Annotated in this window: 13 protein-coding genes; 4 read left to right on the forward strand and 9 right to left on the reverse strand. The window is 60.7% G+C overall.

From position 1 onward, the window contains the following. Nucleotides 1-253: 253 nt before the first annotated feature. The 4 genes from fdhF (at nucleotide 254) to ACQY1P_RS02945 (ending at nucleotide 5539) form a co-directional block, all read left to right on the forward strand. Nucleotides 254-3133: a formate dehydrogenase subunit alpha gene (gene fdhF / locus ACQY1P_RS02930; RefSeq protein ID WP_430252809.1), complete on the forward strand. Its 2880-nt coding sequence runs from the start codon at nucleotides 254-256 to the stop codon at nucleotides 3131-3133. A 103-nt stretch (nucleotides 3134-3236) separates the two neighbouring features. After that, complete coding sequence (locus ACQY1P_RS02935; RefSeq protein ID WP_156461707.1) at nucleotides 3237-3449, forward strand: hypothetical protein; 213 nt, start codon at nucleotides 3237-3239, stop codon at nucleotides 3447-3449. Next, nucleotides 3439-3756, forward strand: a complete 318-nt coding sequence (locus ACQY1P_RS02940) for a formate dehydrogenase subunit delta (protein ID WP_062459053.1) — start codon at nucleotides 3439-3441, stop codon at nucleotides 3754-3756. The genes ACQY1P_RS02935 and ACQY1P_RS02940 overlap by 11 nt, the downstream gene beginning before the upstream one ends. 127 nt (nucleotides 3757-3883) lie before the next feature. Then, nucleotides 3884-5539, forward strand: a complete 1656-nt coding sequence (locus tag ACQY1P_RS02945; protein WP_062576409.1) for an OFA family MFS transporter — start codon at nucleotides 3884-3886, stop codon at nucleotides 5537-5539. Between the two features lie 64 nt (nucleotides 5540-5603). Here ACQY1P_RS02945 and ACQY1P_RS02950 read toward each other — a convergent pair whose 3' ends face one another. From ACQY1P_RS02950 to ACQY1P_RS02990, 9 genes are all read right to left on the reverse strand, one after another. Then, nucleotides 5604-7493 (reverse strand): bifunctional sugar phosphate isomerase/epimerase/4-hydroxyphenylpyruvate dioxygenase family protein, encoded by a 1890-nt coding sequence (locus ACQY1P_RS02950; RefSeq protein ID WP_062576410.1) that lies wholly within the window; start codon nucleotides 7491-7493, stop codon nucleotides 5604-5606. Between the two features lie 81 nt (nucleotides 7494-7574). Next, nucleotides 7575-8297: an amino acid ABC transporter ATP-binding protein gene (locus tag ACQY1P_RS02955; protein ID WP_430250009.1), complete on the reverse strand. Its 723-nt coding sequence runs from the start codon at nucleotides 8295-8297 to the stop codon at nucleotides 7575-7577. A 73-nt stretch (nucleotides 8298-8370) separates the two neighbouring features. Beyond that, nucleotides 8371-9015: an amino acid ABC transporter permease gene (locus ACQY1P_RS02960; RefSeq protein ID WP_062459043.1), complete on the reverse strand. Its 645-nt coding sequence runs from the start codon at nucleotides 9013-9015 to the stop codon at nucleotides 8371-8373. Nucleotides 9016-9028: 13 nt separating this feature from the next. After that, nucleotides 9029-9691 carry an amino acid ABC transporter permease gene (locus ACQY1P_RS02965; RefSeq protein ID WP_092664176.1) on the reverse strand — a complete coding sequence of 221 codons (663 nt, stop codon included), beginning with the start codon at nucleotides 9689-9691 and terminating at the stop codon, nucleotides 9029-9031. A 37-nt stretch (nucleotides 9692-9728) separates the two neighbouring features. Further along, on the reverse strand, nucleotides 9729-10556 hold the full coding sequence (locus tag ACQY1P_RS02970; protein ID WP_430252811.1) for an aldo/keto reductase: 828 nt from the start codon (nucleotides 10554-10556) through the stop codon (nucleotides 9729-9731). Further along, complete coding sequence (locus tag ACQY1P_RS02975; protein WP_430252813.1) at nucleotides 10553-11377, reverse strand: sugar phosphate isomerase/epimerase family protein; 825 nt, start codon at nucleotides 11375-11377, stop codon at nucleotides 10553-10555. The genes ACQY1P_RS02970 and ACQY1P_RS02975 overlap by 4 nt, the downstream gene beginning before the upstream one ends. After that, nucleotides 11374-12435, reverse strand: coding sequence for a Gfo/Idh/MocA family protein (locus ACQY1P_RS02980; protein ID WP_430252815.1), 1062 nt, complete (start codon nucleotides 12433-12435; stop codon nucleotides 11374-11376). Before ACQY1P_RS02980 ends, ACQY1P_RS02975 begins: the two co-directional genes overlap by 4 nt. Continuing rightward, a complete protein-coding gene (gene aroQ / locus ACQY1P_RS02985; RefSeq protein ID WP_244508889.1) occupies nucleotides 12432-12872 on the reverse strand; it encodes a type II 3-dehydroquinate dehydratase in 441 nt (146 codons plus the stop codon). The genes ACQY1P_RS02980 and aroQ overlap by 4 nt, the downstream gene beginning before the upstream one ends. 87 nt (nucleotides 12873-12959) lie before the next feature. Beyond that, nucleotides 12960-13793 (reverse strand): transporter substrate-binding domain-containing protein, encoded by an 834-nt coding sequence (locus ACQY1P_RS02990; protein ID WP_082471667.1) that lies wholly within the window; start codon nucleotides 13791-13793, stop codon nucleotides 12960-12962. Between the last annotated feature and the right edge of the window lie 162 nt (nucleotides 13794-13955).

The raw sequence follows: 13955 nt of genomic DNA on the forward strand, positions 1-13955 counted from the left end.
GATTTGGCTTTTCGAATGACGAATGCCCGCAGCTATAGCGAAGGGCGGGCAACAAGACCCCTCCCGCTCGCTGTGCTCGCCGCCCTCCCCACAGGTGGGAGGGCTCAACCTGCCGCGCGGCTTGCTTCCCTATTGGGCATTGTCGCCCCGGCATCTGTTCGCCCCCCTTGTGGCGGAGATGGCCGGCAGGCCAGAGGGGATCTTTCTCCACGCCGCCCAGTCCACACCCCCATTTTCAAACAGGAGACGCATCATGTCCCTCGTTCATGAAATCGACTACGGCACACCCGTTTCTAAATCCACCGAGACGGTGACGCTGACTATCGATGGTCGCCAGATCACCGTTCCCGCCGGCACCTCGATTATGCGCGCCTCGATGGAGGCCGGCATCCAGGTGCCCAAGCTCTGCGCGACCGACATGGTGGATGCCTTCGGGTCCTGCCGGCTCTGTCTGATCGAGGTCGAGGGCCGCAACGGCACGCCGGCCTCCTGCACCACGCCGGTTGCGCCCGGGATCGTCGTCCACACGCAGACGGAGCGGCTGAAACAGATCCGCAAGGGTGTGATGGAGCTCTATATCTCCGACCACCCGCTCGATTGCCTCACCTGCGCCGCCAATGGCGACTGCGAGCTGCAGGACATGGCGGGTGCCGTCGGCCTTCGCGACGTTCGCTATGGCTACGAGGGCGACAACCATGTGAGGGCCCGGACCGACGGCGCCATCAATGCCAAGTGGATGCCGAAGGACGAGTCGAACCCTTACTTCACCTATGACCCTTCCAAATGCATCGTCTGTTCGCGCTGCGTCCGCGCCTGCGAGGAAGTGCAGGGCACGTTCGCGCTGACAATCGAAGGCCGCGGTTTCGAAAGCCGCGTCTCTCCCGGCGCGCACGAACATTTCCTCGAGTCCGAATGCGTTTCCTGCGGTGCCTGCGTGCAGGCATGCCCGACCGCGACACTGACCGAGAAATCGGTGATCGCAATCGGCCAGCCGGAGCATTCGACGGTCACGACCTGCGCCTATTGCGGCGTCGGCTGTTCGTTCAAGGCTGAAATGCGCGGCGAGGAACTGGTGCGCATGGTGCCGTGGAAGGACGGCCAGGCCAATCGCGGCCATTCCTGCGTCAAGGGACGGTTCGCCTATGGGTATGCGAGCCACAAGGACCGCATCCTCAATCCGATGATCCGCGAGAAGATCTCCGATCCGTGGCGCGAAGTCAGCTGGGAAGAAGCGTTTAGCCATGTCGCCTCCGAGTTCCGGCGCATCCAGTATCAGTATGGCCGCGAATCTATCGGCGGCATCACCTCGTCGCGCTGCACCAACGAAGAGACATTCCTCGTCCAGAAGCTGATCCGCGCCGGTTTCGGCAACAACAATGTCGATACCTGCGCCCGCGTCTGCCATTCGCCGACCGGTTACGGGCTCGGCCAGGCTTTCGGCACCTCGGCCGGAACGCAGAATTTCGACAGCGTCGAGCATACCAACGTGGTGATGATTATCGGTGCCAATCCGACCGACGGCCATCCGGTGTTCGGTTCGCGGCTGAAAAAGCGGTTGCGGCAGGGTGCAAAACTGATCGTCATCGATCCGCGTCGAACCGATATCGTTCGCTCGGCCCATGTCGAGGCGGCGTTCCACCTCCCCTTAAAGCCAGGCACCAATGTGGCTGTTCTGACCGCGCTGGCGCATGTCATCGTCACCGAAGGCCTGTTTGCCGAAGCCTTCATCCGCGAGCGCTGCGACTGGTCGGAATTCGAGGATTGGGCGGCCTTCGTTTCCGAAGACGCGCACAGCCCGGAAGCGACGGAGGACTATACCGGCGTGCCGGCGGATCTGCTGCGTGGTGCAGCCCGGCTGTTTGCGACCGGCGGCAATGGCTCGATCTATTACGGCCTCGGCGTCACCGAGCACAGCCAGGGTTCGACGACGGTCATGGCGATCGCCAACCTTGCCATGGTCACCGGAAATCTCGGCCGGCCCGGCGTCGGCGTCAATCCGCTGCGGGGCCAGAACAATGTCCAGGGCGCCTGCGACATGGGCTCCTTCCCGCACGAGCTGCCGGGTTATCGCCATATCTCCGACGATGCCACGCGCGACACGTTCGAGAAACTGTGGGGCGTGACGCTCAACAACGAACCGGGGCTGCGCATTCCCAACATGCTGGATGCGGCGGTCGAGGGCACATTCAGGGGCATCTACATCCAGGGCGAGGATATCCTGCAGTCCGACCCGGATACCAAGCATGTCTCCGCCGGTCTCGAAGCGATGGAATGCGTCGTCGTGCACGACCTGTTCCTCAACGAAACCGCCAATTACGCGCATGTCTTCCTGCCCGGCTCGACCTTCCTCGAAAAGGACGGCACGTTCACCAATGCGGAGCGGCGCATCAACCGGGTTCGCAAGGTGATGAGCCCGAAGAACGGCTTGGCCGACTGGGAAGTGACGCAGAAACTGGCGCAGGCCATGGGTCTGCCGTGGAACTACACCCATCCGTCACAGGTAATGGACGAGATCGCCGCAACGACCCCGAGCTTTGCCAAGGTCTCCTACGACTATCTGGAAAAGATGGGGTCGGTGCAGTGGCCCTGCAACGAAGCGCATCCGCTCGGCTCGCCGATCATGCATGTCGACGGCTTCGTGCGCGGCAAGGGCAAGTTCATTCGCACCGAATATGTCGCGACCGACGAACGCACCGGGCCGCGGTTCCCGCTTCTGCTCACCACCGGCCGTATCCTGTCGCAGTATAATGTCGGCGCGCAGACGCGACGGACGGAAAACGTCGTCTGGCATGCGGAGGACCGTCTCGAGATCCACCCGCACGATGCCGAGCAGCGCGGGATCAAGGACGGCGACTGGATCAAGCTTGCCAGCCGAGCCGGCGATACGACGCTGCGGACTCTGATCACCGACCGCGTGGCGCCGGGTGTCGTCTACACCACCTTCCACCATCCCGATACACAGGCGAACGTCATCACCACCGATTACTCGGACTGGGCCACCAACTGCCCGGAATACAAGGTCACGGCCGTGCAGGTTTCGCCGTCGAATGGCCCGACGGAGTGGCAGCAGGACTACGGCGACCTGTCGCGCAGATCGCGACGCATCGCAGGTCGAATGGAGGCTGCGGAGTAATCGGAATTATCAATTGCAAATAGGCAATCGGTGAGGCCGCAGGGCTCTTGCAAACAGGTCAAGAACCAGATTAAGGGGGAGTGCCAATTTGTCGCAGAGTCCTATGACGCCACTGTTCGTCGCAAGTGCAGTTCTTGAAACTAGCCGTCGTAACGGAAACAGTGCAACTCGCTCAATCTCGGTACAAGCCAATCGTACGATAGGTTTCAGCTATCACGGCAGCCGCGCTTCAACTGCGCGGATCTCCGGACCGTATCCGGCTGCTGCAATGACGGGTCGCCTGATCGCCATCGGAGCTTTTTCCGATGGTGCATGATCAGTTGGACGACACAGTGCCACATGAAACCCACGGCCACGAAAAGCTGGTCCGGATGGCAAACCAGATCGCCACGTTTTTCTTATCCCAGCCGGAGAGCGTGCGAACCAATGGCGTTGCGACGCATATCAACAAATTCTGGGAGCCGCGCATGCGCCGGCACCTATTCGAGCATCTCGATGCCGGCGGCGCAGGATTGCTGCCGCTTGTCGTCGAGGCTTCGACACTGATCCGCCGACCGGCAGAACCGAGCGGGACGGGTATGGGAACCAAAGAGGGAACGACCGGGGGTGTTTCCGGACGTTAGGGAACGGGGCCAGATGAAACCGCTTTCCGGGAGATCACACCGGAAAGCAAAGCGTAAGCTCGCCTTCAGCTGGAGGGCGGTGGTGAGCTCACGTTGAAAGCCATTACTCAGAGAGGGATCTTCTTTTATGGCAATTGCAGGAACAGCAGGAGGCCGCGCCGAAAGCGCCGGTCTCCTGGAGAAGGAACGTATTATCGCAAAACCGGGCTTCAACCGTTGGCTTGTGCCGCCGGCAGCCCTCGCTATCCACCTTTGCATCGGCATGGCCTACGGCTTCAGCGTCTTCTGGCTGCCGCTTTCGCGCGCCATTCCAGGTGCAGCCGACCCGTCATGCACCGGAATGAGCCTGCTGACGGCCCTGGTTACAACAAGCTGCAACTGGCGCGTTGCCGATCTCGGCTGGATCTACACGCTGTTCTTCGTGTTGCTGGGCTGCTCGGCTGCCATTTGGGGCGGCTGGCTTGAAAAGGTCGGTCCACGCAAGGCTGGTTTCGTCTCCGCCTGCTGCTGGTGCGGTGGCATTCTCGTCGCAGCCATGGGCGTCATGACCCATCAGCTGTGGATGATGTGGGTCGGCGCCGGCGTTATCGGCGGCATCGGTCTCGGTCTCGGCTATATCTCGCCGGTGTCAACGCTGATCAAGTGGTTCCCGGACCGTCGCGGCATGGCGACAGGCATGGCGATCATGGGCTTCGGCGGCGGCGCAATGATTGGCGCTCCGCTCGCAAACCTTCTGATGAACTTCTTCAAGACCGACGTGTCTGTCGGTGTGTGGCAGACTTTCATCGCCATGGCTGCGATCTATTTCTGCTTCATGATGGGCGGCGCCTTCGGCTACCGCATCCCGCCGGCAGGATGGCGTCCTGAAGGCTGGACACCGCCTGCTTCCAAGTCGACGATGATCACCACGAAACACGTTCACCTGCGTGACGCCCACAAGACAAAGCAGTTCTGGCTGATCTGGGCCGTGCTTTGCCTGAACGTCTCAGCTGGTATCGGCGTTATCGGCATGGCATCGCCGATGCTGCAGGAAATCTTCGCCGGTTCGCTGATCGGTCTGCCGGACGTCGCGTTCGCGCAGCTCGACGCTGGACAGAAGGCACAGATCGCAGCAATCGCTGCAGGCTTCACCGGCCTTCTGTCGCTCTTCAACATTGGCGGACGCTTTGTCTGGGCCTCGCTCTCCGACAAGCTCGGCCGCAAGAACACCTACTATACGTTCTTCATCCTCGGCATCATCCTCTATGCAACCGCACCGACACTTGCCAATCTCGGCAACAAGGGTCTGTTCGTTCTGGCATTCGGCATCATCCTGTCCATGTATGGCGGCGGCTTCGCAACCATCCCGGCCTATCTTGCCGATATCTTCGGAACCCAGTTCGTCGGCGCGATCCACGGTCGTCTTCTGACCGCCTGGGCGACTGCCGGCATCGTCGGTCCGGTCGTGGTGAACTACATTCGTGAAGCGCAGATTGCTGCCGGCGTTGCGCCGGGACCGGCTCTCTACACCGGCACGATGTATATTCTTGCGGGCATGCTTGTGCTTGGCCTCATCGCCAACTCGCTGGTGCGGCCGCTTGCCGACAAGTGGTTTATGTCCGACGCAGAGGTTGCCTCGCTGCAGGCAAAGACTGCCGCTGCAAATGCTGGCCCGACCGGTTCATTCGGCATCGGCAAGGGTGGCTTCTCCGCTCAGGCCGCTCTCGCCTGGGCCGTCGTCGGCATCCCCATGATCTGGGGCATCTGGGTCACGCTGAAAAGCAGCCTGGTTCTGTTCGGCTAACACAAATGGCATGAGGGGCCGGCCCACCCGGCCGGCCCCTCATCACCAAAGCCTCCCGCGACCCCTAGAGCCGTGGCACACCTTCCGGCCTGATCTGCTTCTTCAGGGCCGCGATACGGAAGATCGCATTCGCAGCGCCATAACCGCGATAATCGCGCCGCTGGACGATCTCGAAGAAGAAGCCTTCCCCAAACGTGCCGCTATAGAGCTGGAAGTATTCGCCGTTCTCGTCGCGGTCGTAGAGAATGTTCTCCGCCTTTAGCCTCTCCGTCAGGTCCGGATCGAGACCGAAGCGGGTTTCCACGTCGCCATAATAGTTTGGCGAGATCGGCAAGGGCCGGAAGCCGTTCGCCTTCAGGGCCGCGGCCGTCGCAAAGATATCCGCAGTTTCGAATGCCAGATGCTGGATGCCGGACCCGAATGTCTCCGCAATAAAATGCCCAGCAAGCGTTCGCCGGTTTTCCGCACCATTGAGGGTAATGCGAAGGTAGCCTTGCGGCGCTTCGACAACCTGGCTGCGCACCACGCCCGATGGGTCGATGATATCGACCATCGGCGTCTTCTGCATCTCGAAGATCGAGGTGTAGAAAAGCACCCAGGTGAGCATCTCCTCATACGCTACCGTCTGGGCGATATGATCGACGCTCAGGAGGTGGGCATCCTGCTTCTTATGCTCATCATCGACTGGGGCGAAATCGATATCCCAGATGCGGGAAAGATCCGTCTTGTCATCGAGCAGGTAGATCAGACCTCCGCCGACACCGCGGATAGAGGGGATCGTCACCTCGCCCGTCTCGACGGGTTGATTGAACACTTCGGCGCCCAATGCCACCGCACGATCCATCGCATCGCGCGCGTCGTCCACCTTCAAAGCCATTGCATAGGCCGAGGTGCCGTGCACGGCGTAGGATGCACTCGCAAAGCCCATCTCGTCCGTATTCAGAAGCAGTTTGATATTGCCCTGCGAAAACACGCTGACTTTCTTGCTGCGGTGTTGTGCGGTCTTGGAAAAACCGAGCGTGCGCAAGATGCCGGCCAGTTCTCCGGCGTCGGCCTCACTTGCCGAAAATTCGACGAAGCCGACCCCTTGCACGGCGCTGCGGTCCGGCATGACCGGGAGCGTCAGGCCCGACGCATTCGGATTGCGACGCACCCGATCTCCAAGCGTGATCAGTGATCGGTGACCATCTGCCGCGATAGCCTTTGCCGAGCCGCCGCGGAACTGGTCATTGAATATCTCCAGCGAGAAATAGCCATCATAGCCGGTTTCGGCGACGGCGCTGGTAAATGCTTCGACCGGCAGATCTCCCTCGCCCGGCATGTTGCGGAAGTGTCGGCTCCAGTAAAGCAGATCCATGTCGATCAATGGCGCATCGGCCAGCTGGACGATGAAGATCTTTTCCTTCGGGATAGAGCGGATCGAATTGATGTCGATCTGTCGCGACAGCGTGTGGAAACTGTCGAGGATGATGCCGATATTCGGGTGGTTGGTGCGCCGGACAACTTCCCAGGCATCGCGGTGATCGGAAATGTGCTTGCCCCAGGCGAGCGCCTCGTAACCGACTTTCAGACCACGCTTGGCAGCACGTTCGCCCAGTTCGTGAAAATCTGCCACCGCCCGGTCGATACCGCCGAGCGCCAGCGGCGAGACGTTCGAGCAGACGAGAACCAGATCGGTGCCCAGTTCCTGCATGATATCGAACTTGCGCTCCGCCCGGTCGAACAGGCGCGAGCGGTGCGGTTCAGGCATGCCCTCGAAATCGCGGAACGGCTGGAAAAGCGTAATCTCCAGACCATGATCGCGCACCATGCGCCCGACATCGGCAGGCGTACCGTCGAAGGCCAAGAAGTCGTTTTCGAAGATCTCGACACCGCTGAACCCCGCCTGCGCAATCGCTGCAAGTTTTTCCGGGAGTTCGCCGCTGATCGATACGGTCGCTATGGACGTCTTCATGACTTTTCCCTCGTTTACTCAGCCTCGTTTGCGATGTGCCTTAAGCGCTTACGCATTCAGATACGCGCCTTGTACGCGGGTTCAATGATGCGACAGGATCTCGCCCAGGAATGCCCGGGTACGGGGATGAGCCGGAGCGCTGAAGAAACTCTCGGGATCGTTTTCCTCGACGATCTCGCCATCAGCCATGAAGATGACGCGGTCGGCGACCTGGCGGGCGAAACCCATTTCGTGCGTGACGCAGATCATCGTCATGCCATCGCGGGCGAGCGACACCATCGTATCGAGCACTTCCTTGACCATTTCAGGGTCGAGCGCCGAGGTTGGTTCGTCAAACAGCATCGCCTTGGGTTCCATGCAAAGCGCGCGCGCAATCGCGACGCGCTGCTGCTGGCCACCGGAAAGTTGGGCCGGGTATTTGTCCGCCTGATCGCCGATGCGGACCCGCTCCAGATATTTGCGGGCCGTCTTCTCCGCCTCGGGACGCGACAGTTTGCGCACGCGCATGGGCGCGAGAATGCAATTTTCGAGCACCGTCTTGTGCGGAAACAGGTTGAATTGCTGGAAGACCATCCCGACTTCGCGGCGCACCGCATCGATCGCCTTCTGGTCATCCTTCACGGTATGGCCCGATACGACGATCTTGCCACCCTGGCTTGCTTCCAGCCGGTTGATACAGCGGATCAGCGTCGACTTGCCCGATCCCGACGGACCGCAGAGAACAATCTTCTCACCCTTCGCCACTGTCAGGTTGACTTTCTTGAGGGCGTAGAATGCGCCGTACCACTTCTCCACGTCGCGCATCATGATCATCGGCTCTTTGCCGGTCGGCTGGGCGTTGGTGTTGGTCACAATTGCCATGGTCATTTTCCCTATTCTATCTTGCCAAACCGGCGGACATACGCCGCTCGATGCGTCGTCCCCACAGGGACAGCGGCCAACACATTGCGAAATACATGGCGCCGACGACGCCGAACACGAGAAGCGGCTGGTAGATCTGGTTGGAGACGATCGAACCGGCACGCGTCAGCTCGATGAAGCCGACGATGGCAGCAAGCGACGTGCCTTTCAGAAGCTGGACCAGGAAGCCGACGGTTGCCGGCAGCGACAGCTTGAACGCCTGCGGCATGATGACGTCGAACATCAGGCTGCGGGTGTGGAGGCCGAGCGCATCGGCAGCTTCGGTCTGGCCCTTCGGCACGGCCTCGATCGCGCCGCGCCAGATTTCGCCGAGAAATGCCGAAGCATGCGCGGTCAGCGCGATACCGACGGCGGCCCAACCGGGCAGATCGAAGCCCAGAAGCGGCAGGCCGAAATAGGCGACGAAGAGCTGCATCAGAAGCGGCGTGCCCTGGAAGAGCCCGATCCAGCCGATCGCGATATAACGGACCAAGGCGATCCTCGACACCCGCATCAGCGCCACGATGACGCCCGAGATGATGCCGCCAACAAAGGCCATCGCGGTCAGGACAAGGGTCCAGCCGAGGCCTTGCAGCAGGTAGGTCAGTTCTTGGTATCCCATATCCTGGTCCTCCTCAGCGCTGCGGATAGTTGAAGGCACGCCGGCCGATGGCGGCAAGCGTCCACATGGTCACCATCGAAATCACGAGATAGATGCCGGTCAGGGTGAAATAGGTCTCGAAACTGCGGAAGGTTTCAGCCTCGATACGCTGGCCGACCGAGGTCAGTTCGTAGGCCGAAATCGAGGTGCAGATCGCCGTCGTCAGCGTCAGCAGGATGAACTGGCTCGACAGCGAGGGATAGATGGCCCGCAGCGCCGGCTTCAGCACGATCATCCGGAAGACTTCGTGATTGTGGAGACCCAGCGCCAGCCCGGCTTCGGTCTGTCCCTTGGGAATGCTTTCTACACCACCGCGAATAATCTCGATCGCATAGGCGCCACCGTTCAACCCCAGTGCCAGAACCGCGGTCATGGTCGGATTAAGCCGGACGCCGGCGAGTGGCAGCGCGAAGAAGATGAAGTAGATCTGCACAAGGAAAGGCGTGTTGCGGATCACCTCGACGAAAGCCGTGACGAGAAAGGACGGGATGACCATGTTCGTTCTGAGGATCGCCACGCCCAGCACGCCGATAACAGTCGCAATCATCATGCCGGCTACGGCCAGGAACAGGGTTCCCAACGTGCCATAGACCAGCGATTGCCAAGCATCGGTGACGACGCTGAAATCAAGTGTCATGTTCTACCTCCCTCATTGCCTTCACCATCGCCGCGTCTCAGTCCCAATCGGGTTCCCACTCGAAACGGGAATAGCGCTCGCCACGCGCCAGCGCATGAATGGCAGCCATGTCTTCCGACGACAGTTCAAAATCGAAGATGTCCATATTGGACTTGATGTTTTCAGCCTTTGCAGAGCGCGGAATGGCACCGACATGATCTTGCTGCACATGCCAGCGCAACGTGATCTGGCCCGCCGATTTGCCATATTTCGCGCCGAGCTCGGTCAGCAGCTTGGAGCTGAACACCTTGCCGCGCGCAATCGGCTGATAGGCATTGAGCAGCATGTCGGCCCGGCGCATGCGCTCGAGCAGTTTTTCCTGCGACAGGAAGGGATGGTATTCGACCTGATTGCAGAACAGCTCGGCCTTGTGAACGTCGAGCGCCTCGTCGAGCAGTGCCACGGTGAAATTGCTGACACCCATCAGCCTTGTCTTGCCCTTGGATTTGGCTTGAGCGAATGCGTCAAGCGTTTCGCCAAGGGGCACGTCTTTGGTTGGCCAGTGGACGAGGAGCAGATCGACATAGTCGAAACCCAGCCGTTCCAGGCTCTCGTCGACGCGCGCCGCGACCGTTTCCGGGTCGAGATCGTTGAACCAGATCTTGGTGGTGACGAAGAGCTCTCCCCGTGCCACGCCGCTCTCACGAATGGCGTGGCCGACTTCGACTTCGTTTCCATAGCGTATTGCGGTATCGATCTGGCGGTAGCCGAGTTCGATGGCGGTACGGATCGCCGCCTCGCCTTCCTGTCCCTTCAGTTCGAATGTACCGAGGCCGAGGCTCGGGATATCCACGCCCTGGATGGTCTTTATTTGCAAGCCGGTCATTGGGTCTCTTCGGATTCGGGTTCGAGAATTCTGCGCGACGCGATCAGCGTTCGCTTCGCCCATTCGGCGGCGGAAAGGCCAGCGGACTGCTCGTCGTTGGGGATTTCCACGGCAACCGGCAGATCCGCCGGCATCGCCGCAAACATGCCGGCAAGGTCGAGCTCCCCCTCGCCCGGCAGAAGCCGCGCGTGGCGGGCCGTGTAGTTCAGTTCTTCCCGCGTCTCCGGGATCTTGGCTGGAGCATCGCAGATCTGCGCATAGTTCAGCCACTTGCGCGGCACAGCAGTGATCTCTTCGATTGTCGTGCGGGCCCTCGAGACATGCAGCGTATCGATGATCACGCCCTGATTCGGCTGGTCGGCCGCGCTCAGGACGCGGATCGCAGCGCTGAGATCCCGCAGCTCCGATTGCGGCATGAACTCCAGATCCATCGACAGGCCGAACGGACGTGCTGCCTCGCACAGTTTGACAAAGGAGGCTGTCAGACGACCCTCGTCGGCATCGTCACCGGCAACAAGAATGGCGCGGGCGCCGAGCTGGCCGGCACATTCGAGAAACGGCAGCAGCGGCTCCGGATCGAAATCCGGCGAAATCCGGATCATCTCGATATCGAACACTGCAACGCCGCTGTCGCCCATCAGGCTTATCAGGGATTTCACGCGCGCCGGGTCATCCATCAGCGGATAGGCAAGGCCGCCGGGAAATGCCGGCATCAGGCGTAAGCCGAGATAGTCGTATCCAGCGTCTGCCGCCGCACGCACCGCTTCTTCCGGTGCGACGCCGAGCCCGGTCAGAAAAGAGAGGGACCATGTCTTCTTCATGCGGCCACCTTTGCCGGTGAGAGCATTTCAGCGAGCGTCACGGTGCGATCCTCGCGCCCGGCGAGATCGACCGCAAGCGTCGCGGCAAGCGTCGACATCCCGTCGCGCGCGCTGATCAGCGGCGTTGCATCGCCACGGATCACATCCACGAAGTGGTCAAGCTGGTTGACATAGGTGAGCGAGCCATCGCCGGGGCGGTATTCGCGAACCAGCGGATGCTGCCAGTGATCGTTTTCTTCCGCGTGCCGCCAAAGGTACATGTCGGAAACAGACAGTGCTGCCTTTCGTCCGGCGAGGAAAAGGCAGGGACCGGGCTGTGCCGGATGATAGAGCGCCTGCCCGGACGTATATTCCCAGGCCCAGGGGCTGACGGCTGCGTCCGAGATCAGGAATGTGCCGAGCACGCCGTTGACGAAGCGGATCGAAATGCTTGCGGTGTCTTCGACCTCAAAACCGCGGCGGGCCGAGGATGTGAAGGCGCGGATGCTTTCGATCTCGCCGACCAGATAGCGCAGGACGTCGATATCGTGGATGAGGTTGATCAACAACACGCCGCCGCCGCGCTTGCGACGCCATTCGGTGTTGAAATAGTCGTCCGGCTTGTCGAACAGGGTCATGCCGCTGACAGCGACCAGCGGTCCGAGTTCTCCGGCGTCGATGGCGCGTTTGGCGGAACGGATGTCGGGGCTGTGGCGGCGCTGATGACCGACAAGAACGGGCACCCCGCCTCGCTCCGACGCCTCGACAATGCGGGCAGCCGAGGCGATGCTTTCGGCGATCGGCTTTTCGATCATGCAGGGTACGCCGCGCTCGATGCAGGCGAGAGCGGCCGGTGTATGGAGATTGTTCGGCAGCGCGATGATGGCGCCGTCGGGCTTTGCCTCGTCGAGCATGGTGTCGTAGTCGGCAAAGTACGGGACGGAGAGGCGCGCGGCGAGTTCGGCTGCAGCGGACGACGGATCGCAGATCGCAGCAATTTCGGCGCGGCGGTTGGACACCAGGAGGTCGGCATGTTCGCGGCCGATCAGACCGACACCCATCAGACCGATGCGGGTCATTGCGTCATCTCCGCCATGGCCCGCAGAGCGAGGCGATAGCCGTAGGCACCGAAGCCCGCCATGACTGCCGTCGCCGTCTTCGAGACGAGCGATTTGTGATAGATTTCCTCGCGCTGGTGCACGTTGGAAATATGCAGCTCTATCTTCGGCTTGTCGAAGGTCTTCAACGCGTCGAGGATGGCGATCGACGTGAACGTATAGGCCGCCGGATTGATGATGATGCCGGCGGCATCATGGCGGGCCGCATGAATGGATTCGATGATCTCGCCTTCGAAATTCGACTGACGGAAATCGATCGCGACGCCGAGTTCGGCAGCGTCCGTTTCCAGCCAGCCACGAATTTCGTCGAGCGTCGTGCGGCCATAGATATCCGGCTCGCGCTGACCGAGAAGATTAAGATTGGGTCCGTTCAGGATAAAGATCGTGCGCATGTCCATGCCTTTTGCTGCAGATCGGGGCGCGCTTGTCCAGTCGCGGCTGCGCGCCCCGTTTCGTCATGCGGTCGTGGAATTGACGCTAACTATTTACTGTACGGTGAAGGGTATGCCCTCGAGCTTTTCCGGGAAGTTCGGAAGCGCGTCTGCTGCCAGCCACTTCTTGTTGATCGCTTCGAGACGGCCATCGGCCTTGATCTTGTCGATGAACTTGTTCAGCCAGTCGTTGATTTCCTTGTCGCCGAGCTTGGTGGTAACGCCCATCCACTGTTCGTTGAAGACCAGCTTCTGTTCGTAGTCGTTGCCTGGCGATGCGCGGTCGAGATTGATCTTGTAGGTCGTGTTGCCACCGATCGCATCGACCTGGCCGGAGACGAGCGCCTGGATGTTGGAGCTGTCGTCGTCGAAGCGGCGGATGTTGGGAACGTCACCCAGAAGGGTGGTGATCGCCTTGTCCTGTGCCGCGCCGCGCGGCACGCCGATGCGCAGGCTCTTTGCGTCCTCGATCGCGGTGATCTTGTTCTTGGCGCTCGACAGAAGAATGATCTTCAGGCCTGCATAAGGCTTGCTGAACTGCACGGCCTTGGCGCGATCCGGATACATGCCCATGACGGCCATCTGCAGATCGACCTTGCCGGTCAGAAGGTTCGGGATGCGGGCCGAGACAGCGTTCGGTACGAACTCGACCTTGACGCCCATTTCCTCGCCGATCAGCTTGGCCACGTCGACGTCATAGCCGATGTTCTGGCCGCTGGCGTCGATCGAGCCCCATGGTGCCTGTTCGCCCATGACGCCGACCCGGATGACGCCGGCGCTCTTGATCTTCTCAAGAGCCTGCGCATGGGCGGCTGACGCGCCGAGCGCCATGCTGACGCCTGCAACGAGCGTGAGTGCGAGTGTGCGGAATGAAAATTTGCCTGGCATGAAATGTCCTCCTCAGGGTTGATGCCTTTTAATGTCCGGGCCGCGACTCCTCTTCGCAACCCAGACGAAAATACCCGTATTTCAATTAACCAACCAGTTGGTTGATGTCAATCGACGTGCTATTCCTGCTCGCGGATTGATTGCTTACACTTAAGCCGCTGC

Source organism: Neorhizobium sp. DAR64872/K0K18 (assembly GCF_050500175.1).
GTDB classification, from domain to species: domain Bacteria; phylum Pseudomonadota; class Alphaproteobacteria; order Rhizobiales; family Rhizobiaceae; genus Neorhizobium; species Neorhizobium soli.

What these genes read in the sequence shown, in the direction of transcription:
- fdhF (WP_430252809.1), top strand. Translation starts at nt 254, where the DNA reads ATGTCCCTCGTTCATGAAATCGACTACGGCACACCCGTTTCTAAATCC.
- ACQY1P_RS02935 (WP_156461707.1), top strand. Translation starts at nt 3,237, where the DNA reads ATGACGCCACTGTTCGTCGCAAGTGCAGTTCTTGAAACTAGCCGTCGT.
- ACQY1P_RS02940 (WP_062459053.1), top strand. Translation starts at nt 3,439, where the DNA reads ATGGTGCATGATCAGTTGGACGACACAGTGCCACATGAAACCCACGGC.
- ACQY1P_RS02945 (WP_062576409.1), top strand. Translation starts at nt 3,884, where the DNA reads ATGGCAATTGCAGGAACAGCAGGAGGCCGCGCCGAAAGCGCCGGTCTC.
- ACQY1P_RS02950 (WP_062576410.1), bottom strand. Translation starts at nt 7,493, where the DNA reads ATGAAGACGTCCATAGCGACCGTATCGATCAGCGGCGAACTCCCGGAA.
- ACQY1P_RS02955 (WP_430250009.1), bottom strand. Translation starts at nt 8,297, where the DNA reads ATGCGCGACGTGGAGAAGTGGTACGGCGCATTCTACGCCCTCAAGAAA.
- ACQY1P_RS02960 (WP_062459043.1), bottom strand. Translation starts at nt 9,015, where the DNA reads ATGGGATACCAAGAACTGACCTACCTGCTGCAAGGCCTCGGCTGGACC.
- ACQY1P_RS02965 (WP_092664176.1), bottom strand. Translation starts at nt 9,691, where the DNA reads ATGACACTTGATTTCAGCGTCGTCACCGATGCTTGGCAATCGCTGGTC.
- ACQY1P_RS02970 (WP_430252811.1), bottom strand. Translation starts at nt 10,556, where the DNA reads ATGACCGGCTTGCAAATAAAGACCATCCAGGGCGTGGATATCCCGAGC.
- ACQY1P_RS02975 (WP_430252813.1), bottom strand. Translation starts at nt 11,377, where the DNA reads ATGAAGAAGACATGGTCCCTCTCTTTTCTGACCGGGCTCGGCGTCGCA.
- ACQY1P_RS02980 (WP_430252815.1), bottom strand. Translation starts at nt 12,435, where the DNA reads ATGACCCGCATCGGTCTGATGGGTGTCGGTCTGATCGGCCGCGAACAT.
- aroQ (WP_244508889.1), bottom strand. Translation starts at nt 12,872, where the DNA reads ATGGACATGCGCACGATCTTTATCCTGAACGGACCCAATCTTAATCTT.
- ACQY1P_RS02990 (WP_082471667.1), bottom strand. Translation starts at nt 13,793, where the DNA reads ATGCCAGGCAAATTTTCATTCCGCACACTCGCACTCACGCTCGTTGCA.